We start from the raw sequence: 25,378 nt of genomic DNA, 5'->3' as shown, positions 1-25,378 counted from the left end.
TCTTAATTGAATTCGTTTTTATTTTTACATAGAAAGGAGTATTTAAGTTGAACACTGATTATTTAGTCATCTTCAATCCAGTGGCTAATAAAAGAAGAGCTAAACATCAATGGCCCGAAATTAAAAAGCAATTGGACGCAAACGATATTAAGTACCGTCTAAAGATTACTAGACGCCCTCTTCACTGCGTATCCATTATTTCGCATTATTTAGTTACATCATTTAGAAATGACTCACTACCTAAGGCCATTATTGTGATTGGTGGAGATGGAACAGTTCATGAAACCATCGAAGGTATTCATGCTGCTCAATCAAAGAATGAATCAATTCCAAACGTACCGGTATTGATTATTCCAACCGGAGCTAACAATAACTTCTACACCCACATGAAGCAACAACATAACATGAATAATAACTTCATTGAACAAATCAAGAATCATCATGTTGAAAATCATGAAATTGGCTTATTCGATGAACACATTAAAAAACAACGTGGTATTTTCTTAAACAATTTAGGAATTGGTTTAGATGCCAACGTCTTTAACCTAAAAAACAATTTCATTTCACATAAGATCAACTTAAAGACCAGAATCGAATACTACCTTTCAATCTTCCCTACTATCTACAACCTAAGCACATTCCCTGTAGATATTAAGGCTAACGATGAAAAACATAAGATTAAAAAGGCATTCATGGTGACTGCTTTAAATCATGACAATGATAATGACATTGAATTACTAGTCTTAACTAGAAAAAATATTTTCCAACTATGCTACGTAATCATGCGTGTGTTATTCAAACGTGAGTTAAAAGTGAAGTCTGCTTTTAGAATCACAAGCGATAACATTCATGTTGAAATTCCATCATTGGAATACGCTCATGCCGATGGTGAAACATTGGGAAGCCGCTTTTACGATATAGAATACCGTAAAACAAAATATCCATTTATATACTAAAAAAAGAGTGATATTAATCACTCTTTTTTTATATGGTAATTCCACCAGTGACTAGTTCGTAAATAGCAATTACGGCTAAAATAACCAATGCTATCGCTAATAATCTTTCTAGTTTGGTAAAAATATGATCTTTTTTATTATCGACCTTTTGTAAGTAACAATAAGCTGGTAGCCCTGCCGCAAACAATATTGTGGTCAATAGAATGTAGTTTAATCCAGCTGCATAAATCAACCAAATGGAATATGCACTAGCAATAATTCCAAGAATTAAATTACGTCTACGGTCGCTAGCACCCTTATCAAGGTATGAATACTTAACTTGGTATAATGCTGAGAATGCATAAGGAATTAGCACCGCTGAACTTGAAATTGATAAAAACAAGTTATAAGCACTTGATGCTAGGAAGAATGAAACCATGAATAATTCAACTAACACGTTAGTAAAGATTAGTGAATTAACGGGAGTTCCATTCTTGTTTTCCTTAGCAAAGAATTTTGGAAATGACCCAACTTTTGCAGCTTCATAAGGCACTTCCGCAGCAAACATTGTCCATGATAACCATGCACCCAATACAGCGATGATTAAACCAATGTTTACGATGATAGCACCCCACTTACCCATAACGTGTTGTAATAAATCGGCCATGGCTGGTTGACCTAGTTGTGATAATTGAGCTTGGTGCATAACACCAAATGAAAGTAGTGTTACCAACATGTAAATCATGGTTACGGCAATAATTCCAAGAACGGTTGCTCTACCAATATCTTTTCGCTTCTTAGCGTATCCTGAGAAGATTACTGCTCCTTCGATACCTGAGAATACGAAAACTGTAACTAGCATTGTACTCTTAACTTGTCCCAACACATCTGAGAAGTTAAATGGTTTACCATGCATTAGCCAGAAGTCGCTAGTAAATACGTTTAGTTTAAATGCAGTAATCATAATAACGATAAACAAGAAGATTGGAATCAACTTGATAATAGTAATAATTGTGTTAATAAATGATGCTGAATGAATTCCCCTTAACACAAGGAAGTGGCCACCCCATAGAATAATAGTAGCAGCAATAAATGATACCAAGTTATGACCGTTATCAAAGATTGGGAAAAAGTAAGTTAGTGAACTCATCAATAGAGTCGCATAACTAATGTTTCCTAACCAAACTGATAACCAGTATCCCCATGCGGAGTTAAACCCGATATAGTGACCAAATCCAGCATCAGCGAAACTGTAAATTCCAGCTTGTAAATCTGGTCGTTTGTTAGTTAAATTTTGAAATGTGAATGCTAGACAAAGCATCCCAATGGCTGTGATAACCCAACCAACTATCACTGACCCAACACCAGCTTGTGATGCCATGTCGTGCATAAGGTTGAAGATTCCTCCACCAATGATTGAACCAATAACTAAACCAATTAGTTCCGTTAAATTCAGCTTTTTAGCGGAATCATTCATTCTATCTCTCCTTTTTTAAACGATTGAAAACAATTTACTATTATAACGCATTTAAACCATGTTTGTCATATAAAAAAAGGAGCAGTCATAAAAGACTGCTCCTTTTTTAAAAATTATTTTTTCAAAATTTCGTTGATACGTGTTAATTCATCTTCGGTGAAGTCTAGGTTATCTAAAGCCTTTAGGTTTGAATCTAAATGCTTAGGATCAGATGCACCAGTAACAACACTTGTTACCACTGGGTCATGTAATAACCAAGCTAAACTCATTTGAGCTAGTGTTTGGTCTCTGTTCTTAGCCAATTCATTTAATTGGTTTAGACGTTTTACAACTTCATCCTTATTTTCCATCATGAAACTGTTAGTAAAGTGAAGTTTCAAGTCATCAGGTAATCCGTTTAGATACTTATCAGTTAGGATTCCTTCAGCTAATGGACCGTAAGCAACTAAACCGTCGTTATTTTCTTTTAATGCATCGATAGTGCCGTCTGTTTCAGCAGAACGGTTTAACATATTGTATGATGCTTGGTTAACAACAAATGGCGTGTGTAATTCCTTGAAGTACTTAATGATTTCACGAGTTTGTTCACCATTGTAGTTAGAGATACCAACATATAATGCTTTACCAGATCTAACAGTGCTGTCCAATGCTTCGGCGGTTTCTTCTAGACTAGTGTTTGGGTCAAAACGATGGCTGTAGTAGATATCTACGTAGTCTAGACCCATTCTTTCTAGTGATCTGTCCAATGCGGCAATCAAAGTCTTTCTAGCTGAGAATGAACCGTATGGTCCAGGCCACATGTGGTAACCAGCCTTAGTAGTAATCACTAGTTCATCACGGTAGGGCTTCAAGTCATTCTTGTAGACTTGACCAAACATTCTTTCAGCTGCTCCTGAACCAGGACCATAATTATTTGCTAAATCATAACTAAAGATTCCTTTATCAAAAGCATTTAGCATTACTTCGCGACTGTCTTTAAAGTTGGCGTCGTCACCGAAGCTATGCCACATTCCAAATGATAATGCGGGTAATTGTAGACCGGAGTTTCCGGCTCTTCTGATTTTCATATTATCGTATCGTTCATCTGAAGCTTTATACATTTTAAACACCTCAATTTTCATAATACTACATCTATATTTTAAATTTTATTGGCCCTCAAAGCAAGAAAACAAGCAAACAAAAAAGCCCAACCAATCATGGGTGAACTTCTTATCTAAATAATTTACCAACAGATTTGTTGTTATGAATACGCAAGATTGCCTTACCCATTAAATCTGCTACAGACACAATGTCTAATTTATCAATTTTCTTTTCGTCGCTAATGTAAACTGAATCGGATACAATCACCTTTTTGATTGGTGATTCTTCGATGCGTTTAATAGCATCCCCAGCAAAGATACCGTGTGTAGTAACAAGGTATACTGCTGAAGCACCGTTCTTAGCTAAAACATTTGCTGCCTTTACAGCACGTGAAGCAGTGTCAATCATGTCATCAGCCACAATAGCCACCTTGTCCTTAACATCACCAATGATGAATGTTGGAATGTGGGCATCGTTTTCAGGATCTCTGTTATCAATAATTGCAATTGGTGCATCAATTAATCCTGCAAAACCTCTGGCTCTTCCTACTCCACCATGATCAGGTGAAACGACAACGGCGTTATCTAAATCGTAGTTTTCTAACATGTGCTTAGCCATTAGCTTATCAGCCTTTAGGTTATCAACTGGTTTGTTGAAGAAACCTTGGATTTGAGCAGCGTGTAAATCAAGGGTTAACACACGGTCAATTCCCGCTCTTTCTAATACACGTGCGATTAATTTGGCAATGATTGCCTTTCTTTCACGCTTCTTAGCAGAGTGCCTAGCATAACCATAATATGGAATAATCACATTAATAGATTTTGCACTAGTCCTTCTAACAGCATCAATCATGATGAATAATTCCATGATATTATCGTTAATTGGTTCACTTAGTGATTGAATGATGTATACGGCATCCCCACGGATACTTTCATCAATTTTAATTTGAATTTCGCCATCACTAAAACGATTAATTGTTGCTTCACCAAGCTTAAGTCCACAAGTTTGGGCAATCTTTTCTGCTAACGGTCTGTTAGAACTTAAGGAAAAGATTTTCATATTTTTATTATCCATTGACTCCACCATGAAAGTGCTCCTCTCGAGTTCTTTTAATGCTTAAATTTTACCACAAAAAAAGCAAATTGATATAACAATTATGGTTTGATTCCGTGCATCCCAATCATCGGATCAACCTGATTCAATAAAATCATGTCTTTAGTTAAGCGGTATGATTTTGGTTTATCATCGAATGTTGCCTCGTCAAAAGGTGATTCCTCATCTTCATCAGTTGCCACATTATTTTGCGTAGTATCTGAAACTGAATTGTCTTTAGGTTCTTCCACCGGTTTATTATCAACAGGTGCTTGTGACTTCTTTTCTTCAGCAACTTCTTTAACAATACTACTTTGGTCGTTGACAGATGTTGTCACTGGTTTAACTTCTCCATCCAATAATGATTGGATTCTTTGCATCAAACTAGTATTTCTGTTGTCAGATTCACTTTGTGCACATGATAGGAATGAGTTATAATCCCCAATCATAATCAAAGTATCACTGGCACGAGTAATCGCTGTGTACAACAAGTTCTTCTTCAACATCTTGGTAAATTGCGGAACAATTGGCAAGATGACCATCTTGAATTCACTACCTTGGGCCTTATGAATGGTTGTACAGTAAGCCAAAGTGATTTGAATCCAATCTTTACGTTGATAAGTTACCTCGCTTTGATCGAAGGCAACGGTTATCTTATCTAAGCTTTGCTTACTACCTTTTTCAATATCGATAATTTGACCAATATCACCGTTGAAAACATTATCCTCGGGACTATTTACCAATTGTAAAATCTTGTCGCCGAGGCGGTAATGAATGCCACGATATTCTACCTGGTTATCGGTATTGTTAGGATTCATAATTTGTTGGATGACTTCGTTTAAATGATTAACCCCAGCATTACCACGATACATTGGTGATAATACTTGAATATCGGTTGCACTGAATCCCTTTTGTTTAGCGCGTTTTACAATTTGTTCGATTACTGAACTCATTTGGTTAGCATTACATGGGATAAAACTACGGTCTGATTGCTTATCGTTAAAGTCATCAGGTAGTTTTCCTTGTTGAATACTATGAGCTAGCGGAATAATGGTTGAGTTGCTATCTTGACGATAAATGGTGGTCAATTGCATGCTATCAATTCGTTTCGAATTCAATAAATCAGTGAAGACCTGACCAGGTCCAACTGATGGTAATTGATCCTTATCACCAACAAACACAACCTTCATTTGGTTTGGAATAGCACGTACCAACGCTCTGAATAGGAAGGTATCAACCATTGACATTTCATCAACGATTAACAAGCCACCCTCGATGTCTTGAGTCCCTTCATCACTATCTTCATATCCGTTTAATCCAAGTAAACGGTGAATGGTACTGGCAGGAATTCCTGTAGTTTCCTGCATTCTCTTGGCAGCTCGCCCGGTTGGCGCTGCTAAAAGAATTGGAAATTCACGTTCCTTGTACTTGTTAATATCCAAAGATAAGTCGTTTAAATAAGCGTACAAGTAAATAATTCCCTTGATGATAGTGGTCTTCCCAGTTCCGGGACCACCGGTTAATAGGAACATTTGTGACTTGATGGCTTGTTTTAACGCATTGGTTTGTGATTCATCATAGTTAATATTTAGTTTCTTTTCGATTAAGCGAATCTTCTTATCAATTGTCTCATCATCAAATTTCTTAACGACCGGATTCTTGATAATTCGACTAATGTGTTCGGCAATACGCCATTCATCATCATATAATTCTTTTAAGTAAACACGGTCTTCTTCACCAACAATCTTTTGGTTCTTGGCTAACTCTAAAAATTGAGCGGATAAGTCTTCTCCACTAACTGGTTCAGCATTACCGTTATTCAATAATTTTAGCGTTTCTTCGAGGATTGGACCGGTTTGAGTGTAAGTATCACCATTACGTAAAGAAAGCGTCTTAAGGGCATAAATTAGCCCCGCACGAATTCTTCCAGGATTGTTGGCAGACATCCCCATTTGTTTGGCAATATCGTCGGCCTTTTTAAAACCAACCCCGTCAATATCTTCAACCAACTTGTATGGATTTTCTTGGATTACCTTTAGGGTATCACCCTTGTACTTGTTATAGATTGCAGAAGATAGACTGCTCCCGAACCCATAACTGTTTAGTCCAATAATCACCTGTTCCATTCCATTGTTCTTGTTCAATGTTTCTAACACAGTTGATTTTTGTTTGTCGGATAATCCAGCTCGATCCAACAATGAGTTGTTCTCCAACACATCTGAAATTAGATTGGTTCCTAAAGCATCCACCATTCGTTTAGCGGTTTGCTTACCAACTCCAGGAAAATTGTCACCAGATAAGTATTCGACTAGTCCCTCTTTTGAAGTTGGGACCGTGCTTTGATAGTTATCTGATTTGAATTGCTTCCCATACTTTGGATGATCAACTAATTCACCATAAAATTGATATTCGCTTTCTTCAGCGATATCCGCAAAATTACCAGTAATTACAATTTCATCTTCATGCCAATCTGAAATGTTTGTTTCAGAAATTTTTACCAATAGCACCTTAAAGAAGCTATCGGGGCTTTCAAAGAAAGTAGCCGCAACTTTACCTTTTATAAATAGCTCTTGATTGTCTTCAATATGTTCGTCATTGTCGTCTACTGAGAACAAATTCATTGATTCTGCCACGGCTTATCTCCCCTTATTTTTTACCATTTTTTACTTGAATAAACTTTTCGATATCTGCTAGACGTTTTTGACCCTTTTCAAAGTACTTAGGATCTGCTCTTTTAGCAACTTCAAAGTATTGGTTAAAGTCTTCTTCCAATACCATTGCGACGATTCCACGATCAAAGTTAGCCTTGCCATCTTTTGGTTTAGCTTGTAGGACCTTGTCATAGAATTCTGCTGCTTCACTGAAGTTTCCTAAAGCTAATAAACTACTTGCTAGTAGGTAGTTTATTTCTGGGTCTTGTCTTCTAAAACCTTGTGCGGTTAAAGCAAATACGACCGCCTTTTTGTAATCTTCTTTGGCCATGTAACTTTGTGCCAACATGATGTAGGCATCGGTCTTCATGTCACCATCGGATAGGTTATTGAATTGTTCAATCGCCTTGTCGTATTCACCGGCTGCATAGTAGACATTTCCTAGTCCATATACCAAGGTTTCTTTGGCTTTCTTACTTCTGTCAGCGAATAGACCTAAGGCTTTCATCATTAGTTCTTCGGCTTGGGTGTAGTTATGTAATTGAACTAAAAAGCTTCCTAAGTCGTAGTAGGTACGGTAATCATCTGGATGATTATCAATATCTTCAACTAATTTATGAAGAGTTTCATCGGCCTTTTTTTGTTGTTCTTCGCGTTTCTTTTCAACAGCTTGTTGCTTTTCTTTAATTTCTTCAGACTTTTGATCCATTTTAATCACCTACATATTAAATTACGTCAGTTTTATCAGTTTTCTTTGTAAGATATTTAGTATTATTCCAACTTACTAGTTCAAATGACTTTCCGCCATCGGTTGTTTCTAGAATGGTTGTACTAGTGTTAGCTAGGCCACCGCGTTTTCTTAAATCCTTAATCTCAACACCCAAAAGTGAATTGATTAGTGCGTTTAAGGCAGCACCGTGGCTGAAAATAATCACGTTATCTTCATAATCGTTTTCATTTACAACACGTTTTATAGCATACTGCATTCTGCTAATTACGTCATTAAAACTCTCTCCACCAATTTCGTCGGCATCGTATTTTTCTGGATGATTTCTGAAATTGTCAAAACTTTCTGGAAATTGTTTTTTAACATCGTCAAACTTTTGGCCTTCCATCTTACCTAAATGAAACTCTTCAAATCGGTTCCATAGGCTCAATTGAGGTTTGCGATGGAAGTGTTGGATAACTCTATAAGCGGTAATGCGAGCACGCTTAATTGGACTGGAATAAGCATGACTAAACTTAACATCTTTTAGGTACTCACCTAATTGATCCATTTGTTTATAGCTTTCCGGCAACAATTCGGAGTCTCCTCCAGCGCCTTGGTATCTGCTTTCTAGATTCCATTCAGTTTTTCCATGTCTTACAAAGTAAAGTTTCACTTTTATCCCTCGTTCATTTTGATTTATATATATTATCTCAATTTATGCGGATAAATTCAAAGTTTATATAAAAAAAGATGCTTAATGAATAAGCATCTTTTGGTTTTAAATGTATTGTAATTCTTTATCGTCTTGGTATGCTGCATCGATAATTGCTGAACCTAGACATTCATCACCATCGTAGAATACAACGGCTTGTCCTGGTGTAACGGCTCTTGCAGGATCATCAAAATCAACACGTAGTGACTTACCATCATCGTTTAGATGAACAGTTACGCCAACGTCTTTTTGACGATATCTGAATTGAGCTGTACAACGGAAGTCGTTGCCACGATCAGCAATGTCATTAATCCAGAAAATATCTGAAGCTTCTAGGTAATCTGCATATAGGTGCTTGTTTTCATAGCCCTTACCAACATACAAGATGTTCTTTGAAAGGTCTTTTCCAACTACGAACCATGGGCGGTTATCTTTACCGTCTCCACCGATTCCTAATCCCTTACGTTGACCAATTGTGTAATACATTAGTCCATCATGGTTACCCTTTACCTCACCATCAAAAGTCATCATCTTACCAGGTGTTGCAGGTAAGTAGTTACTTAAGAATGACTTGAAATTCTTTTCACCGATGAAACAGATTCCCATTGAATCTTTCTTTTCAGCAGTGGCTAGACCAGCTTCTTTTGCAATTTCACGAACCTTAGGCTTTGGCATGTCACCTAGTGGGAACATAACGCGGTCTAATTGTTCTGCGGATAATTGACTTAAGAAATAAGTTTGGTCCTTGTTGTCGTCGCTTCCGCGAAGCAAGTGGTTGTGACCATCTGCATCACGTTGCAAACGAGCATAGTGACCAGTAGCGATGTAGTCTGCACCTAAATCTAAGGCGTAGTCTAAGAACGCTCTGAACTTAATTTCCTTGTTACAAATAACATCGGGATCTGGAGTTCTACCTTTTTTGTATTCATTCAAGAAATAAGTGAAAACGCGATCCCAATATTCTTTTTCAAAATTAACAGAGTAGTAAGGTATTCCGATTTCTGAGGCAACTTTGGCTACGTCCTTGTAGTCTTCTGTTGCGGTACAAACACCATTCTCGTCAGTGTCGTCCCAGTTCTTCATAAATACACCTACAACGTCATATCCTTGTTGCTTCAAAAGGTAGGCGGTAACGGATGAATCCACCCCACCTGACATTCCGACAACAACACGGGTATTACTATTGTCTGCCATTTAAAATCACCATCATTTCTTTTAGATTCTTAGAATCTACGATTTGAAGGTCGTATATTCCATAAAAAATATAATAACCCATTTAATGCACCAATTGCAATGAAGATGCAAAAAAGAGGGCTATTAAGCCCTCTTTTTAATTATTTTCTCACGAAAACTTTTCTTTCCACAAAGTTATCCATCAAGAAATTGAATTGTTCAACTAATGCATCAGCATTTTTGTTGGTAAAAATATTAACCTTATTTAAACCATTTGCAGTGACGGTACTCATCTTGAATGTTTTTAAATCACTCTTAAAAACAATCTTTAACTTGATACCATTGTAAGGATCTTCAGGATCTAATGTTCTTTCAAATTGAAAGTTACCAGCATTAGTCTTTACAAAACCCATGTCAGATAGTGTGAATTTTTTGATTTCAGGACTAACTGCGTATGTTTTAGAATCACCTTGTAATTGATTTGCTGTTTCAAAAGCCATATTAGTCAACCTTCTTTATTCTCTTAATTACCTTTACTAATGCAGTGGTAAAGGCATCGATTTCTGAATCTGTTGTGAATTTACCAAAACTAATTCGAATTGATTGAGATGAACGATTGGTATCATTACCAAACATTGCCATCAAAACGTGTGATGGTTCAATGTTTCCAGCTGTACATGCTGAACCAGCTGAAATCGCAATTCCTTCCAAGTCCAAATTAGCCAAAATGATGTCTGAAGAAATCCCCTTAATCCAAATGTTAAACACATGTTGGACCGGGTTGTCTTCTACAGTTCCATTAACAACAAAATCAATATCATTATCATTTAAAGCATCAATGATTTGATGTTTGAATCCATAATAACGATCATGTAGTTCGTGCTTTAATTCAGGTGTAATTTGAGAAACCGCGGTCGCAAATCCGGAAATTGCAGGAATGTTTTCTGTTCCAGCACGACGCTTCTTTTCTTGGTCTCCACCTTTTACAAAACTTGGAAAATCTACCCCAGTTCGTCTGTATAAGAAACCAGTCATCTTAGGACCATTAATCTTATGAGCAGATGTTGATAGTAAATCAATTTGGTCCTCATTTACATCAATATCTAACAATCCATAAGCTTGAACGGCATCGGTATGGAACCATGCCTGATGGTCCTTTAAGATTTCACCAATTTCATGAATTGGCATGTGAGAACCAACCTCATTGTTAGCAGTCATGATAGTTACCAAGATGGTATCATCGTCTAATGCATCCTTGAAGTCGTCTAAACTAATTACTCCAGTTTCATCAACTGGTAAATAAGTTACTTTAAAACCTTGTTCTTCAAGATAAGCAAGTGGTTTTAACACAGCTTCGTGTTCAATGGCAGTTGTAATAATATGGTTTCCTAAATTCTTTCTTGCTTCAGCAGTTTGAAGAATTGCGGTATTATCACTTTCACTACCACCACTTGTAAAAATAATTTCGTCTGGCTTCGCATTAATACTGTTGGCGATAATGTCTCTACTATCTTCCAATACGGTATGAGCCTTTCTACCAATGCTGTACAAGGTAGAAGCGTTACCGTAAACGTTTTGCATCTTATCGTACATGTCATTTAAAACGTTTTTATCCATTGGAGTGGTAGCGGCATTATCTAAGTAGATTTCAGTCAAGTATACCTAAACCCCTTCTATTTTTGATTTGCGAATAAGTCTAATAACATTTGAGCAGATTTCTTACCTGCATCAATGATGAATTCGTCAAAGCTACGATCAGCATCACCGTTGGCGTTGTCTGACATTGCTCTAACTACAACGTATGGGATATCAAATTGGTTAGCAACTTGTCCCACAGCTGCCCCTTCCATTTCACATGAAAGTGCGTCAGGAAAGTTCTTTAGAATGTTATCAATCACTGCTTGGTCGGCAACGAATTGATCACCTGTAACGATTAATCCCTTTTGAACGTTTAAACCAACTTCCTTAGAAGCTTCAGTAATTTCTTTTACCCATTTTTCTGAAGCTTTGAATCTTGCTGGTTGGCCTGGCAATTGGCCGTATTCGTATCCAGCAGCTCTAGCGTCAACGTCGTGGTATGCAGTTTCAGTTGAAACAACAACATCACCGACAGCTAGGCCTTGGCCAATTCCACCGGCTGAACCAGAGTTGATAACGATATCAACATCAAAGCTAGTAATTAATTGAGCAGTTGTTAAACCAGCTTCAACTTTACCGATTCCTGAACGAACAAGAACAACTTCTTGTCCAGAAATGTTACCTTCGTAGAAAGTCATTTCTTTGATGTCAACTTTCTTAGTGTTGTCTAAGTTATCTAGCAATGATTTGATTTCTTCGTCCATTGCACATAAAATTCCAAATTTCATAAATATCTCCTTAAGGATTAACGTAGATTAGTATTAAGTAAACGACAATGATTGCAAGAATTAAAAATGCAATTGCCCAGTTAAGTCTTCTGCCTAAACGTTTTGTCTTTTGTTCGGTTGTCATTGCATGGGCCTTACCCTTTTTTTCTTCGGGTCTAGTTCTCTTCAATGTAGGTTGCTCAACTGGTTCGTCTCTTTTTATAAAATCATCGTCAATAGAATTTCTTTTTTGACTATTTTGATACTCTTTTCTAGTTATCATATTGGACTTGCTCCTTTATTAATTAAAGACCAATCTTGTCATGTAACTTCCAATAATAAATAGCAGTAATTGTCTTAGCATCCTCGATTTCGCCACTTTCAATCATTGCCATGGCTTCATCAAGTGAGTATTCCTTAATTCTCAAGTATTCACCTTGATCTCTAGGTAATTCATCTTCAACTGGTTCCAGATCAGTTGCCAAGTATAGGTCCATGTATTCATCACAAAAACCAACACTTGAATAAAATCCGGTGATTCGTTTGACGTTGTTAGCCTTGTATCTAGTTTCTTCGTTCAACTCACGAACTACAGTATCCAAGGCAGTGCCATGGTCTCTACTATCAACTTTACCGGCAGGAATCTCGATTGTTTCTTTAGCAACAGGAGCTCTCCATTGGGTTTCTAATAACATCTTGTTGTTCTTAGTTAAGACTAAAATACCAACGGCATTGGAATGATGAACAACATCTCTAGTCGATGTTTCACCATTTGGCAATTCAACTGTTTGTTTTTCAACGTTGATAATTGCGCCATCGTACTTAGGCTCAACACCTAGTACCTTTTCCTCTAAATCCATAATATCAGCCCTTTTTTTGTTATATATTCATTCTATATATATTTAATTATTTTTTCAATGGACTGACTAATCAATTACACGAATTTTGACAGCTTGTGGGCCCTTCATGCCTTGTGCAATTTGATATTCCACTTGTTGACCAATTTCAATTTCATTTCTAGTCTTGTTTTCGACCGCTGAACCATGGAAGAAGACCTTGTTCTTGTCTTCGCCCTTTAGAAAACCAAAATCGTGATCTGGGTTAAAATTATTTACTTTACCTTTAATCATATTATTTCTCCTTAAAAATAAAAAACTGGGATAATCCCAGTTTTTTATCGATTATTCTTCGAATCCTTCAGTAGCTGTTTCTGGGAAGTTATCACGAACAATCTTAGCACAACGTGCACAGAATTGTGGATAATCTGCATCAGAACCAACATCTGTAGAGATTAGACGACAACGTTCACAAGTGTCACCTTCAGCATGTTCAACTACGATTGAAACACCGTCGTTAAAGCTTTGTGCATCACTTGGAGCATCAGCTAAATCTTTAACTTCTAGTTGTGAAACCATCAAAATTTGACCAACATTTGTGTGTAGGTTTTCTAGTAATGATTTCACTTCATCATTTACAAATAATGATAGCTTAGCTTCTGAAGCCTTACCAATTAGCTTGTTATTTCTAGCTTCTTCCAATGCCTTCAATACGTCATCTCTGACTTCCATGAACTTATGCCAGTTTGATGAAAGTTCATCTGCACCAGGTAAGTCCATTTGTTCTGGCATTTCTGATAGTTGAACGAATTCTTCTTTTTCAGATAGGAATGGCCAGATTTCTTCAGCAGTGTGAGGAAGAATTGGTGTAATTAATTTAGTAATTGCAACAGCTGCATTGTATAGAACTGTTTGCATTGATCTTCTTTCCGCACTATCTTCAGCATAGATGTATAGGATATCCTTAGCGAAGTCTAGGTAGAAAGCTGAAAGATCAGCATTGATGAATGAAAGTAGACGACGGTTTAGACTTAAGAAGTCAAAGTTGTCGTAGTCTGCCTTAATGTCTTTTACGAAGTTGTTTAACTTAACCATCATGTATTGGTCAGCTGACTTCATGTCTGCAAAATCAACACTGTTTTCCTTAGGATCAAAGTCAGAAGTGTTGGCAAGCATGTATCTCATGGTATTTCTAATCTTCTTGTATGAGTCAGAAATCTTAACAAAGTTTTCCATTGATACACGAACATCGGCAGAAGTATCTACAGAAGTTACCCATAGACGAACGATTTCTGCACCCATCTTCTTAATAACTTCATCAGGAGCAATTGTGTTACCAAGTGATTTACTCATCTTGTGACCTTCACCATCAAGAGTGAATCCTTGTGATAATAATTGCTTGTATGGAGCCTTACCGCTAAATGCAACACTAGTAATTAAACTTGAGTTGAACCATCCACGGTATTGGTCAGAACCTTCTAGGTATAGGTCTGCAGGGTATGTTAGGTAATCACGTTCGGCACAAACACCTTGGTGTGATGAACCTGAGTCAAACCATACATCCATGATGTCGTTTTCCTTAGTAAACTTACCATTTGGTGAATGTTCACTAGTGAATCCTTCTGGTAATAGGTCCTTAGCTTCTTTTTCGAACCAAATGTCTGAACCATGTTTTGCAAATAAGTCTGCGACGTGGTCAGTAGTTTCTTTAGTGATGATAGGAGTACCATCTTCACCATAGAAGATTGGTAGTGGAACACCCCAAACACGTTGTCTTGAGATTACCCAGTCACCACGATCTTTAATCATGTTGTATAGACGTTTCTTACCCCATTCAGGTTTGAATTGAACGTCTTCGATGGCATTTAGAATGTCATCTCTAATCTTATCAACAGAAGCAAACCATTGATCAGTAGCACGGTAAATAACCGGCTTCTTAGTTCTCCAGTCAAATGGGTAACTATGAGTGATTGGTTGGTACTTCAATAATAAGTTCTTTTCTTTTAACTTGTTTAATGAAATTTCGTTTGCATCGTCGTAGAAGACACCTTCAAAATCTGGACCAGCTTCCTTAGTTAGGTAACCTTGTGCGTCAACATCAACAAAGATGTCTAGACCGTATGATTTACCAACGTAGTAGTCATCTTCCCCAAAACCAGGAGCAGTATGAACTAAACCAGTACCAGTATCGATAGTAACGAAATCACCTAGCATGGTTAATAGTTGTCTGTCCATAAATGGATGTTGAGCTAATACACCTTCTAGTTCTTGACCTCTTACAGTCTTTACGATTTCGTAATTTTCCCAACCGAATAATTCGGCATCTTTTTCAACTAATTCAGCAGCTAAAACAAACTTACGATCATCGTTAGCTGGTTTAACAACTGCATAGTCGAATCCGGCATCAATTGTGATACCCATTGAAGCAGGAATGGTCCATGGAGTAGTAGTCCATACAACCATGTATGTGTTATCTTCGTCTAAAACACCTTTACCATCGACAACCTTTTCAGCGTAGAAAGCTGAAGGTGATTCGATATCGTGATATTCAACTTCGGCTTCAGCTAGAGCTGATTCTGAAGACCATGACCAGATAACTGGTTTCTTACCACGGTAGATTAAGCCTTTTTCAGCCATCTTACCGAATACACGAATTTCAGCAGCTTCAAATTCAGGCTTTAGAGTTAGGTATGGGTTGTCCCATTCACCAGTAACACCTAGACGTTTGAAACCTTCTCTTTGACGATCAACTTGTTTCAAAGCATAATCATGACAAAGTTTTCTGAATTCATTAGTATCCATTTTCTTTCTGTCATATCCAGCTTGAGTAAGCTTTTGTTCGATTGGTAAACCGTGAGTATCCCAACCTGGTACGTAAGGTGCTCTAAAGCCGTTCATTGACTTGTATCTTACAATAAAGTCCTTTGAAATCTTGTTTAAAGCGTGTCCCATATGAATGTCACCATTAGCATATGGAGGTCCATCATGAAGAACAAATGATGGTTTTCCTTCGTTTAGTTTTTGTCTCATTTGGTAGACGTGATTGTCTTCCCATGCTTTTTGTCTTTCAACTTCTTTAACAGGTAAGTTCCCACGCATCTTAAACTTGGTCTTACCTAGGTTCAAAGTATCTTTTACACGCATAACACACACTCCCTTTTCAAATTATAAAAAAAGAAGACTTCATCACAAGGGACGAAGTCTTCCGCGGTACCACCCAAATTAGGACATTAAAATTTAATATCCCATCTTTATTTACTACATTAAAAGAGATTAGCCAGAGGTGATCTGCATAGAATGATTTACAACTGACCTTCCACCATTTGTCAGCTCGCTATATTGTGTCGAATTCTAAGCTTTCTATTCTCTATCTCAAGTTATTCAATTTCTTTGAATGAGCCATCAGGATAAATCTTAATAGTTGCATCTGCTGGCATTTCTTTACCTTCAGATTGTACAACTGTTTCCTTAAAATTGTCAAGGTTATTAATTTGTTCGTTAACCTTGTTGAAATTACCGTCAATTCCGGAAATCATTTGATCCCATTCTGGACTATTAACAAATTGCATTTGGCTTTCAAGTAAAGTTCTGATTTTTTCTCTGAATGATTCAGTTGTCTTTCTTAAATCATCATTTGCAATAAGTAGTGCTTTAGATTGGTTTGAGATATTTTCAACGATGTCTTTAGCCTTAACGCTAGCATCATTCAAAATTTCATCAGCTTGTTTTCTTGATTGTTCAGTTACGTTGTTGGCTTCGTTCTGAGCTTCAACCTTAACCTTATCAGCAGCATTTTGTGCAATGATAATTGATTGATTCAATGAATCCTTCATACCATTATAGTATTTTAGTTCATCTTCAGTTTGTTTCAAACGGTTCTTCATATCGATATTTTCGGATAAAGTTAATTGGTAATCCTTGATAATACGATCTAAGAATTCGTTTACCTCGTCAATATTGTAACCTCTCATTTTTACAGAAAACTCTTTATTATGAATATCTTGTGGGCTAAGTACCATTGTATCTCTCCTCCAACCTATTTTTTTAATACAGAAATAATGGCTCTATATTTACCTTTTTTGGTTTGGCCTTCCTGACGCTTTAAACGAATGCGGCCGAATCTTCTAACCGATACAACATCGTGTGTTGTAATTTCGTAATCCGGTCGACTGTTTACCGCCCAGTTAAGGTGAACCTTTTGATGACTAACTAACTCTTTCGCATCATTTCTGGATATGTTAAATCCTTCCGAAATTAAGTTATCCATTCTAAATGATGATAGAGTCGTTGATTCATCTCTCCATTCATTCTCCGGCGTAATTACGTCAGAAAATTCTGTTTCAATCAGTGAAACTTTTGTTTTACCAATTGAGCTAATTTGCATTTTTAAGAAGTCAGCAATTTCTCTTGTACATATGAATTGCCATCTTGTTCCGTCAGTTAAAATATCTCCAATTGTTGATCTCTCAACACCTGAACCTAATAAAGTTCCCAATATCTTACTGTGACGTAATTTTGAGAACTTTACTGGATATCTAATTTCAAACAACTTAACTTGATAATCATCTTCAGATGGTTCGAAGTATTCTGGATATATCAAGCCACGTTTCATTTCTGAGTTTGGATATCCCCCGAAAAAGGCGACCGACAAGTCACTCTGGCGGTTAACTAAAGTTGTTAAAATATAAACCTGTCTGGGATTTAAAAACTTAGTTAAGATTGGACGATATTGATTAATTGACTCATCAATTAAATCTGCACAAGAATCGATGAAAGGAACTTCTTCTTTTCTAAAATGCTGTTCAATATTTTTATCCATTTTATCTTAAACGTTCATTCATTTCTTTTCTGATTTCCCCGTCTACATAGTAGTTGTGTGGAGTGAAAAGAAAAACTAATTCAGAAATTCTCTCAATATTTCCATCAATAGTGAAAACAACTCCGTTTAAGAAATCAATAATTCTTCTAGTTGCTTCATCGCTAGCAGCATCAAAATTAATGATTACAGCATTGTTATCAATTAATTTTTGCGCAATTGTTTTTACATCAGCATAAATCTTAGGTTCAAAGACAGAAATTTTACTATTACGACTTTGACTTGAGTTTTTGCTAATTGAAACTACCTTATCATTGTTCTCCACTTGGGAGTTATCTTCTTCGTAAAAATCTTCGTCTTGATCGTAATCAGTTCCGAAGAATTTACTAAAACTAAACTTAGCTGTCATTTCAATTCATTCCCTTCAAAGAAATCTAGAAAAAGTGATTAGTTCTTACGACGGAATTTGAAGAATGGAGGCAAATCGTCATCGCTTGATTTATCTTCCTTTTGATTGTCACTTGAGTTGTTAGCATCAAATGGATCAAATTCTTTCTTTTGTACGTTTTCAAAACGTGTGTCAGATGGCTTGTCGCTATCTGTGTTTTCGTCGTTAGTTCTAACGTTACCTTGGTCTTCCTTGTGATGTCTTGGGCTAACTACCTTACCAGGATTTTCTGATACTCTTGATGGACGTGCTTGGCCGTTTAGTAGTTCTTCTGGACTAGTTTCGATCCCTGTAGCAATAACAGTAACCTTGATTTCATCGCCTAGGTCTTCATCAATTGAAGTACCAAAGATAATGTTTACATCGCTAGTTGCAGCTTGAGCAACGATGTCTGAAGCATCTTGGGCTTCAAATAGTGACATGTCTGGGCCACCAGTGATGTTTAATAATACTTGTTTTGCACCATCGATTGAAACTTCTAGCAATGGTGAAGAAATAGCCTTCTTGGTTGCTTCTGCAGTTCTGTTTTCACCTGTAGCAGTACCAACACCCATAAGTGCTGAACCAGTGTTTTGCATAACAGTCTTAACATCAGCAAAGTCCAAGTTAACGTATCCAGGACTAGTAATTAAGTCTGAAATACCTTGAACACCTTGTCTTAATACGTTGTCAGCTTCTTGGAAAGCTTCCATCATTGGTGTCTTCTTATCAACCATTTCTAATAGACGGTTGTTGGCAATTACGATTAAAGTATCAACGTTTTCTTTTAATGCTGAAACACCTTCTGCAGCATATTTAGATCTTCTTGGTCCTTCAAAAGTAAATGGTCTAGTAACGACACCAACAGTTAAGGCACCTGAGTCCTTAGCAATCTTTGCAACGATAGGAGCAGCACCGTTACCAGTACCACCACCCATTCCGGCAGTTACGAATACCATATCTGCACCTTGAAGTGCTTCTGAGATAGCTTCTTCGCTTTCTTCAGCGGCCTTAGTTCCTACTTCTGGATCTGAACCTGCACCTAAACCTCTAGTTAATTTAGGTCCTAATTGGATTTTTGTTTCAGCTTTTGATGTGTTTAATGCTTGAACATCGGTATTTGCAACGATAAATTCAACACCTTTAACATCTTCAGCAATCATACGGTTAACGGCGTTACTACCACCGCCACCTACACCAATAACTTTAATTTTTGCGCCTTGGTTTTCAGTAGAATCTAATGAAAATTCCATTTTAACTTCCTCCGTGTACTTCTGTTATTTTATTCGAAAAAGTCTTGGTAAAAGCGTTTAAGTCTTCCCTTAGTGCTTTTAGCTAGTTTTGAACCAGACTTTTTAGGTTTGCTTGGTTGTTGTGGTTGATTATCTTGTTGAATGTATTCAGATGAGTTATCGATTACATCATCGCCATAATCGTTACCAATGAAATCATCATTGGATTGAGTGTTGTTCACTACAGTTTTGCCTTCTAGTGATGATCTTACTAACACTTGAATTTCACTCATGTTAGCACGATAAGTTACTAGTGACAATGGAAGTGAAAATGATGGGTGTCTTAATCCCATTTGATCTGGAATGTAGACTCTAACGTTAGTATCAAATCTATCGGCTGCTAATTCTGAGATTCCAGGCAATGCTGCAACTCCACCAGTTAGAACAATACCTCCAGGTAAGTTTAAAGCAGAGATGCTACTTAAACTCTTGTACATTCTAGTAAAGATTTGGTCTACTCTAGCTTGAATAATTTCTGCTAGGTATTTTTCAGAAATTCTGACTGGTTGGCTTTGACCAACAACTTCAATTGGAAATTCATTGCTTTCTGATGCTTCGATTTCATCAGCATAACCGTAATCGCGTTTAACTTTTTCGGCACTTTCTAATGAAGTGTTAAGCACAACAGAAATGTCTTTAGTGATGTATTCTCCACCTTCACTATCTACAGTAGTGAATTTTAGTTGATGATCATGAACAACAGAAGCAGTTGTTTGGCCACCACCTAAATCGATTAGAACAGTTCCAAAGTCTTGTTCCCCATCATCTAAAATGGTCATGCCTTGTGCTAATGGCATGTTGATGATTGAAGATGGATTTAATCCAGCTCTTTGAACCGCTTTTCTAATATTATGGATGATAGTCTTTGGTCCAGTGATGATACGACCCTTCATTTCAAGTCTTACACCGACCATACCTCTTGGGTCCTTGATGCCGTCAAATCCATCAACGATGAATTCGTCAGCTAAGGTGTCCATAATTTCTCTTTCTGGTGGTAGGTTTTTAATCATTGCAGATACAGTAACGTTTTTAACGTCTTCATCTGAAATTTCTCTTGATTGATCTGAGATTGCCACCATACCGCTGCATGGTTCAATCTTTAATTGGTTGGCAGGAATACCAACAATCACATCATGAATTTGAATACCAGCTTTTTCTTCTGCCTGGTTAACAGCTCTTCTAATTGATTCAGAAGCCTTGTCAATATCGACGATGATGCCTCGGCTAACACCTTCAGAACGTTCGTTTCCTAAACCTAAAACGTTCATTTGGCCTTTTACTTTTTCGGCAACAATCACCTTAATTGACGTAGTTCCAATATCCAATCCAACATACATTTCTGAATTCATTATCTAAGGGAACCTCCAATTAAGCATAATTATTCTTAGATACTCTAGTTTATATTTAAGTTAGTTATAAGTTAATTTTAACACAAGAGTAGACAACTCTAAAGAACCATTATTAGTTTCTTTTTTTAGTTGTAGTTGTTGTTTTCTTAGCATCCTTATTTAGCGTTTCTTTTAGCTTAGTTTTAGTAGATGCTTTAGTGGTTGTATTGCTACTTTTTTTCTCATCATTGATTGGAAATGAGTAAGCTCCAACCTCTAAATTAATAACACTTTTTGTTTTTAATTGAGTGGCGATTGAACGATAGAAGCTCATCTTATCATTAAAATCGTGCATCAAGATAATAACGCGATTACCATCTCGCATATAAACGTGTAATTCATCTGGGTACACCTTAGTTGGTGAGTATGAAATGACACGAATGTTGTCTCTGATGTCCTTAGGTAGCTTTACATATTTTTCAATCATGGATTTCAATAATGACTGATTATTAAATTTCACTATATAAGGCATCTTAGAATCATTAGGATTCTTTACAGCAATATTAGTAACCTTTCCGTTTTCTAATATTAGATATTGCTTGTTGCCACGAGTTTCATAACCAATTTCTTTGTATGGTGAAACTGCAACAGAAAGATGATTAAATCCTGTAAATTTAAAATCTAACGATTTAACGCGATGATCATCATTAATAACCCTTTGGTTAATTTTATTTTTATGACCAATAACTTTAAAAATACTGTCCCCTTCATCTAACTGAAGTTCTCTCTTAATATCGCTTTGAGAGATATATCCGTTTCCATTAATGCTAATACTACTAATTCGACTCATTGGTGAAACCAAGTAAATCAAGATTAGTAGTAACACAACCAACGGAATGATGATATATGAGGAAGATTTCATTTTATTTTTTATCTTTTGCTTATGCAATTCAACAAAATCATCGGATATTCTTGAAGCCCTATTCGAGGATTTTTTTGAGGAAAATAATTTAGACTTCATAGTAAAGTTCCTCCATTAATGACAAATTGATTTTGCAACTTCCAACAGACGACTTGCGGCATCACGACAACCCATTTTTCTTGAGTTTTCAGCCATTTCATTTCTCTTGTCCTTATCGTTCATGATAAAGTCAGAATTTTCAATTAATGTCTTCGCATTTAAGTCATTTTCAGTAATGATTAAAGCGGCATCGTTTTTCACCAAGCTCAAAGCATTCTTGGTTTGATGATCAGCGGTAACGTATGGACTTGGAATTAACACTGACGGAATGCCAAGGGCAGTAATTTCAGCTAAACTAGTAGCACCTGCTCTACCAACGATTGCATCAACCTTTGGCAAAACGTTTGGCATATCAGCAATGTAATCCTTAATTACGACATTATCGTTAATTGTTTGTCCTTTTAGTTGTTCCATAACATCATCATAACGCTTCTTACCAGTAACAAACACAACTTGGTAATTCTTTTCGTTGTATTGACGAATGCTTTCGCAAACAACTTTGTTAATCTTCAATGCACCTTGGCTACCACCAAAGATTAAAAGTGTTGGAACATCATTTTTTAATCCGTATTGATCCCAAGAAAAATCAGATTTCAAGTTCGCCACTTGTTGGGCACGTGGATTACCAGTGTATACAGTCTTTTCCTTGGGGAATTGACTGATGGCATCTTCGAATCCAACGGCAATCTTATCAACGTGTTTGCTTAGAAAACGGTTAGTTAAACCAACCACACTATTTTGTTCATGAATCATTGTTGGAATATTCATTTGTGAAGCAGCGTAAACAACGGCTCCAGAAACATATCCACCAGTTCCAATCACGATATCTGGTTTAAATTTTTTAATTAACTTCTTTGATTTATGTAGACTCTTTAAAAACAAACTAACGGTTTTTACGTTGTATAAAGAAAGAGAACGTTTGAATCCTTGAATTTCTAGTTCTTCAAAAGCGATGTTGTGCTTTGGAACGATATCCTTTTCCAAGCCTCTAGTTGATCCAACATATAAAACTTCAGCATCAGGATCAACTCTGCGAAGTTCTTCAATTAATGCTAGTGCAGGATAGATGTGGCCACCAGTTCCTCCACCTGAAATCATTAGTCTCATTAGTTTTCTTCCTTTCTACCTGTTTTTTGTTCTACTAGTTGGATGAATTCGTCTCCTCTTTGTTCAAAGGTATCATATTGATCCCAACTAGCATTAGCTGGAGACAATAGAACAATGTCGCCTTCTTCACTCATTGCCCACGCTTCATCCACAGCTTCCTTCATGTTGTTAACAATCTTGATGTTTTTAACGCCGGCCTTCTTAGCAGTATCTGCTAATAAATCCTTAGTTTCACCAAATAAAGTGATTGCCTTAACGTGGTCGGCAAAATCCTTTTCGAGTTTTTCGAAAGTGTAACCACGATCTAATCCACCGGCAATTAAAACAACGTTATCTTTAAAACTTCTTAAAGCCACTTGAGTCGCTTCAATGTCTGTAGCCTTTGAGTCATTGTAGAACTTTCTACCATCGGCAGTTAATACGTATTGGACACGGTGTCTGACACCACCAAATGTACTTAGTGCCTTCTTGATTGCTGAGTTACTCTTGCCCATAATCTTGGCAACAGCAATTGCCGCTAGTGCATTTTGCACGTTTTGTTGACCAGGCACTCTAATTTCATCGATGTTCATAACAAATTCATCTTTAAAGAAGATTTGTTCGTCTTTCACGTATGCACCATCTGTACTTACTGCATCGTATGAGAAAGGAACCACCTTAGCCTTACTACGTTTGCTTAATTCACGCCATTCTTCATTATCAAAGTTAACAACGAAAAAGTCATTTTCATCTTGATTTTCGGTAATTCGCATTTTGGCGTTAACATAGTTTTCTCTGGTCTTGTGGTAGTCAAGATGGTTAGAGAAGACGTTGTTTAATACGGCAATGTGTGGATGTAACGTCTTAATACCAACTAGCATGAAACTAGATAGTTCTAAGACGATGTCATCATTCTTAGTTGCCTTGGTGGTAACAGTACTTGCAGGAACACCAATGTTTCCGGCTACGTAAGAATGTCCAGTAGTTCTTTCTTCGTTTAGGATGTCATTAATCATAGTTGAAACGGTTGTCTTACCGTTACTACCAGTTACACCAACAATTGGTGCTTCGCTGACTTCACTAGCAATTTCAACTTCAACTGTGATCGGAATATTTCTTTTAATTGCTTCTTTAATTAATTCATTATCGTAAAAAATTCCAGGGTTCTTGACGATTAAATCAAAATTGTAATCATCTAAAATCTTTGGACTTTGTTTAGCATCAATTACCTCAACGCCAATTTTTTCTAACTCTTCTTTTGCGTCCGATTTCAAAGGATTAGCGTCATTTAACCAAACGTTAGCGTTTAATTGCTTTAATAGCTTAGATGCGTTGATTCCACTCATTCCTGCACCTAAAACTAGTATGTTTTTATTTTGATAATCGTCAATATTTTTCATAATTCATGCTCCCAAAAATATTATTATAAAATAATTGATAAAACTCCGGTAATTGCCAAAATAGCACCTGCAGACCAGAAAACAATATCAATCTTCCATTCTGACCAACCTAGCATTTCAAAATGGTGATGGATTGGTGACATTAAGAACACTCTCTTACCAGTAAGTTTGAATGATGTAACTTGAATCATTACACTCAATGTTTCCAATACAAACATGAAACCGATCCAAACTAATGAAAGTTCATGATGAACCAGAATTGATACGGCAGCTAATGAACCACCTAGTGCTAATGATCCCATGTCTCCCATGAAAATCTTAGCTGGCTTGTGGTTGAATACCATAAATGCACATAGTGCACCAACTACTGCTAAACAGAAAATTGCAACATCCATTTGGTGTTGAACTAATGCAACAACTGCATAAGCTAAGAAGGCAATGATTGATAATCCACTAACTAGACCATCTAAACCATCAGTTAAGTTAACTGCGTTTGAGAAACCAGTTAGGTAGAAGATAATGAAAATTGCGTAGAACCAACCAAGGTGTAAATCACCCATAAATGGAATCTTTAATGCCAGTGGGAAGTGGTGTGCGTAAACGAAAGTGAAGATTAGTCCACCCACGATTTGACCCGCTAGTTTTTGCCATGCTTTTAGACCTTCGTTTTGACGTCTAAATAGCTTGATACTATCGTCCCACATTCCCAATAATCCGTACAATACTAGGATGAACAATAGGATTAGTAGCGTTGGGTTCATCATGTGAGCAACCCCACCACTAATTAGTGACGCAATAATAATTGCGATGATGAAAAGAAGACCACCCATTGTAGGTGTTCCTGATTTCTTTTCGTGCCACTTTGGTCCTTCTTCTCTAATCATTTGGCCTTCATGCTTTCTTCTGAAGTAGCCAATTAGAGATGGCATAAAGATTAATGTAATTAAAAAACTAATTATGATTGGTAAAACAATATTCATAAACATCCTGATTTCAAT

24 protein-coding genes are annotated in these 25,378 nt (G+C 36.7%); 1 reads left to right on the top strand and 23 read right to left on the bottom strand.

The window, feature by feature from the left end; translation table 11 throughout:
• Positions 1–47: 47 nt before the first annotated feature.
• Positions 48–956 (top strand): diacylglycerol/lipid kinase family protein, encoded by a 909-nt coding sequence (locus KTJ72_RS05755; protein ID WP_140999880.1) that lies wholly within the window; start codon positions 48–50, stop codon positions 954–956.
• Between the two features lie 28 nt (positions 957–984).
• On the opposite strand, the gene arcD is transcribed toward KTJ72_RS05755, so the two are convergent.
• From arcD to mraY, 23 genes are all read right to left on the bottom strand, one after another.
• Entirely contained in the window at positions 985–2,412 is a 1,428-nt protein-coding gene (gene arcD / locus KTJ72_RS05750) for an arginine-ornithine antiporter (protein WP_057198106.1), read from the bottom strand.
• A gap of 113 nt (positions 2,413–2,525) precedes the next feature.
• Entirely contained in the window at positions 2,526–3,512 is a 987-nt protein-coding gene (locus KTJ72_RS05745) for an aldo/keto reductase (protein ID WP_034531770.1), read from the bottom strand.
• A 109-nt stretch (positions 3,513–3,621) separates the two neighbouring features.
• Positions 3,622–4,578 (bottom strand): ribose-phosphate diphosphokinase, encoded by a 957-nt coding sequence (locus KTJ72_RS05740; RefSeq protein WP_041152388.1) that lies wholly within the window; start codon positions 4,576–4,578, stop codon positions 3,622–3,624.
• 68 nt (positions 4,579–4,646) lie between these two features.
• Positions 4,647–7,205 carry an SF1B family DNA helicase RecD2 gene (gene recD2, locus KTJ72_RS05735; RefSeq protein ID WP_217304357.1) on the bottom strand — a complete coding sequence of 853 codons (2,559 nt, stop codon included), beginning with the start codon at positions 7,203–7,205 and terminating at the stop codon, positions 4,647–4,649.
• Between the two features lie 25 nt (positions 7,206–7,230).
• The gene (locus KTJ72_RS05730) at positions 7,231–7,944 is read right to left on the bottom strand and encodes a tetratricopeptide repeat protein (protein WP_217304346.1); all 714 of its coding nucleotides are present in this window, start codon (positions 7,942–7,944) and stop codon (positions 7,231–7,233) included.
• A gap of 16 nt (positions 7,945–7,960) precedes the next feature.
• On the bottom strand, positions 7,961–8,617 hold the full coding sequence (locus KTJ72_RS05725; protein ID WP_217304345.1) for a histidine phosphatase family protein: 657 nt from the start codon (positions 8,615–8,617) through the stop codon (positions 7,961–7,963).
• 105 nt (positions 8,618–8,722) lie between these two features.
• Complete coding sequence (mnmA, locus tag KTJ72_RS05720; RefSeq protein WP_041152391.1) at positions 8,723–9,850, bottom strand: tRNA 2-thiouridine(34) synthase MnmA; 1,128 nt, start codon at positions 9,848–9,850, stop codon at positions 8,723–8,725.
• A 140-nt stretch (positions 9,851–9,990) separates the two neighbouring features.
• On the bottom strand, positions 9,991–10,329 hold the full coding sequence (locus tag KTJ72_RS05715) for a DUF1831 domain-containing protein (protein WP_217304343.1): 339 nt from the start codon (positions 10,327–10,329) through the stop codon (positions 9,991–9,993).
• 1 nt (position 10,330) lies between these two features.
• Positions 10,331–11,485, bottom strand: a complete 1,155-nt coding sequence (locus KTJ72_RS05710) for a cysteine desulfurase family protein (RefSeq protein WP_217304342.1) — start codon at positions 11,483–11,485, stop codon at positions 10,331–10,333.
• 17 nt (positions 11,486–11,502) lie between these two features.
• On the bottom strand, positions 11,503–12,195 hold the full coding sequence (locus tag KTJ72_RS05705; RefSeq protein WP_041152394.1) for a 5'-methylthioadenosine/adenosylhomocysteine nucleosidase: 693 nt from the start codon (positions 12,193–12,195) through the stop codon (positions 11,503–11,505).
• 10 nt (positions 12,196–12,205) lie between these two features.
• On the bottom strand, positions 12,206–12,457 hold the full coding sequence (locus KTJ72_RS05700) for a hypothetical protein (RefSeq protein ID WP_034534465.1): 252 nt from the start codon (positions 12,455–12,457) through the stop codon (positions 12,206–12,208).
• Positions 12,458–12,479: 22 nt separating this feature from the next.
• The gene (locus KTJ72_RS05695; protein WP_217304340.1) at positions 12,480–13,034 is read right to left on the bottom strand and encodes an NUDIX hydrolase; all 555 of its coding nucleotides are present in this window, start codon (positions 13,032–13,034) and stop codon (positions 12,480–12,482) included.
• Positions 13,035–13,100: 66 nt separating this feature from the next.
• Positions 13,101–13,304 carry a cold-shock protein gene (locus KTJ72_RS05690; RefSeq protein WP_034531780.1) on the bottom strand — a complete coding sequence of 68 codons (204 nt, stop codon included), beginning with the start codon at positions 13,302–13,304 and terminating at the stop codon, positions 13,101–13,103.
• A 51-nt stretch (positions 13,305–13,355) separates the two neighbouring features.
• The gene (gene ileS / locus KTJ72_RS05685; RefSeq protein ID WP_217304338.1) at positions 13,356–16,154 is read right to left on the bottom strand and encodes an isoleucine--tRNA ligase; all 2,799 of its coding nucleotides are present in this window, start codon (positions 16,152–16,154) and stop codon (positions 13,356–13,358) included.
• A 233-nt stretch (positions 16,155–16,387) separates the two neighbouring features.
• Complete coding sequence (locus tag KTJ72_RS05680; protein WP_051592212.1) at positions 16,388–17,029, bottom strand: DivIVA domain-containing protein; 642 nt, start codon at positions 17,027–17,029, stop codon at positions 16,388–16,390.
• 17 nt (positions 17,030–17,046) lie between these two features.
• The gene (locus KTJ72_RS05675; protein WP_041152396.1) at positions 17,047–17,829 is read right to left on the bottom strand and encodes a YlmH family RNA-binding protein; all 783 of its coding nucleotides are present in this window, start codon (positions 17,827–17,829) and stop codon (positions 17,047–17,049) included.
• A gap of 1 nt (position 17,830) precedes the next feature.
• Positions 17,831–18,235 carry a cell division protein SepF gene (locus KTJ72_RS05670; protein ID WP_034534475.1) on the bottom strand — a complete coding sequence of 135 codons (405 nt, stop codon included), beginning with the start codon at positions 18,233–18,235 and terminating at the stop codon, positions 17,831–17,833.
• Between the two features lie 38 nt (positions 18,236–18,273).
• Positions 18,274–19,506 (bottom strand): cell division protein FtsZ, encoded by a 1,233-nt coding sequence (gene ftsZ / locus KTJ72_RS05665; RefSeq protein WP_034534477.1) that lies wholly within the window; start codon positions 19,504–19,506, stop codon positions 18,274–18,276.
• A gap of 29 nt (positions 19,507–19,535) precedes the next feature.
• A complete protein-coding gene (ftsA, locus tag KTJ72_RS05660; RefSeq protein ID WP_034531792.1) occupies positions 19,536–20,897 on the bottom strand; it encodes a cell division protein FtsA in 1,362 nt (453 codons plus the stop codon).
• Positions 20,898–21,006: 109 nt separating this feature from the next.
• Entirely contained in the window at positions 21,007–21,795 is a 789-nt protein-coding gene (locus KTJ72_RS05655; protein ID WP_171823655.1) for a cell division protein FtsQ/DivIB, read from the bottom strand.
• A 114-nt stretch (positions 21,796–21,909) separates the two neighbouring features.
• Complete coding sequence (murG, locus tag KTJ72_RS05650) at positions 21,910–23,001, bottom strand: undecaprenyldiphospho-muramoylpentapeptide beta-N-acetylglucosaminyltransferase (RefSeq protein ID WP_140999887.1); 1,092 nt, start codon at positions 22,999–23,001, stop codon at positions 21,910–21,912.
• Positions 23,001–24,380 (bottom strand): UDP-N-acetylmuramoyl-L-alanine--D-glutamate ligase, encoded by a 1,380-nt coding sequence (gene murD / locus KTJ72_RS05645; RefSeq protein ID WP_217304336.1) that lies wholly within the window; start codon positions 24,378–24,380, stop codon positions 23,001–23,003. Before murD ends, murG begins: the two co-directional genes overlap by 1 nt.
• Before the next feature lie 23 nt (positions 24,381–24,403).
• Positions 24,404–25,360, bottom strand: coding sequence for a phospho-N-acetylmuramoyl-pentapeptide-transferase (gene mraY / locus KTJ72_RS05640; protein WP_041152417.1), 957 nt, complete (start codon positions 25,358–25,360; stop codon positions 24,404–24,406).
• Positions 25,361–25,378: the final 18 nt, after the last annotated feature.

The organism is Apilactobacillus waqarii, from assembly GCF_019061205.1.
GTDB classification, from domain to species: domain Bacteria; phylum Bacillota; class Bacilli; order Lactobacillales; family Lactobacillaceae; genus Apilactobacillus; species Apilactobacillus waqarii.
The sequence above is the reverse complement of the archived record's forward strand: the minus strand, read 5'-3'. Positions and strand labels throughout refer to the sequence as shown.

Excerpts from the sequence above, each read along its gene's own strand:
- arcD (WP_057198106.1), bottom strand. The coding sequence starts at position 2,412 with ATGAATGATTCCGCTAAAAAGCTGAATTTAACGGAACTAATTGGTTTA.
- KTJ72_RS05745 (WP_034531770.1), bottom strand. The coding sequence starts at position 3,512 with ATGTATAAAGCTTCAGATGAACGATACGATAATATGAAAATCAGAAGA.
- KTJ72_RS05740 (WP_041152388.1), bottom strand. The coding sequence starts at position 4,578 with ATGGTGGAGTCAATGGATAATAAAAATATGAAAATCTTTTCCTTAAGT.
- recD2 (WP_217304357.1), bottom strand. The coding sequence starts at position 7,205 with ATGAATTTGTTCTCAGTAGACGACAATGACGAACATATTGAAGACAAT.
- KTJ72_RS05730 (WP_217304346.1), bottom strand. The coding sequence starts at position 7,944 with ATGGATCAAAAGTCTGAAGAAATTAAAGAAAAGCAACAAGCTGTTGAA.
- mnmA (WP_041152391.1), bottom strand. The coding sequence starts at position 9,850 with ATGGCAGACAATAGTAATACCCGTGTTGTTGTCGGAATGTCAGGTGGG.
- KTJ72_RS05715 (WP_217304343.1), bottom strand. The coding sequence starts at position 10,329 with ATGGCTTTTGAAACAGCAAATCAATTACAAGGTGATTCTAAAACATAC.
- KTJ72_RS05705 (WP_041152394.1), bottom strand. The coding sequence starts at position 12,195 with ATGAAATTTGGAATTTTATGTGCAATGGACGAAGAAATCAAATCATTG.
- KTJ72_RS05700 (WP_034534465.1), bottom strand. The coding sequence starts at position 12,457 with ATGATAACTAGAAAAGAGTATCAAAATAGTCAAAAAAGAAATTCTATT.
- KTJ72_RS05695 (WP_217304340.1), bottom strand. The coding sequence starts at position 13,034 with ATGGATTTAGAGGAAAAGGTACTAGGTGTTGAGCCTAAGTACGATGGC.
- KTJ72_RS05690 (WP_034531780.1), bottom strand. The coding sequence starts at position 13,304 with ATGATTAAAGGTAAAGTAAATAATTTTAACCCAGATCACGATTTTGGT.
- ileS (WP_217304338.1), bottom strand. The coding sequence starts at position 16,154 with ATGCGTGTAAAAGATACTTTGAACCTAGGTAAGACCAAGTTTAAGATG.
- KTJ72_RS05680 (WP_051592212.1), bottom strand. The coding sequence starts at position 17,029 with ATGGTACTTAGCCCACAAGATATTCATAATAAAGAGTTTTCTGTAAAA.
- KTJ72_RS05675 (WP_041152396.1), bottom strand. The coding sequence starts at position 17,829 with ATGGATAAAAATATTGAACAGCATTTTAGAAAAGAAGAAGTTCCTTTC.
- KTJ72_RS05670 (WP_034534475.1), bottom strand. The coding sequence starts at position 18,235 with ATGACAGCTAAGTTTAGTTTTAGTAAATTCTTCGGAACTGATTACGAT.
- ftsZ (WP_034534477.1), bottom strand. The coding sequence starts at position 19,506 with ATGGAATTTTCATTAGATTCTACTGAAAACCAAGGCGCAAAAATTAAA.
- KTJ72_RS05655 (WP_171823655.1), bottom strand. The coding sequence starts at position 21,795 with ATGAAATCTTCCTCATATATCATCATTCCGTTGGTTGTGTTACTACTA.
- murG (WP_140999887.1), bottom strand. The coding sequence starts at position 23,001 with ATGAGACTAATGATTTCAGGTGGAGGAACTGGTGGCCACATCTATCCT.
- murD (WP_217304336.1), bottom strand. The coding sequence starts at position 24,380 with ATGAAAAATATTGACGATTATCAAAATAAAAACATACTAGTTTTAGGT.
- mraY (WP_041152417.1), bottom strand. The coding sequence starts at position 25,360 with ATGAATATTGTTTTACCAATCATAATTAGTTTTTTAATTACATTAATC.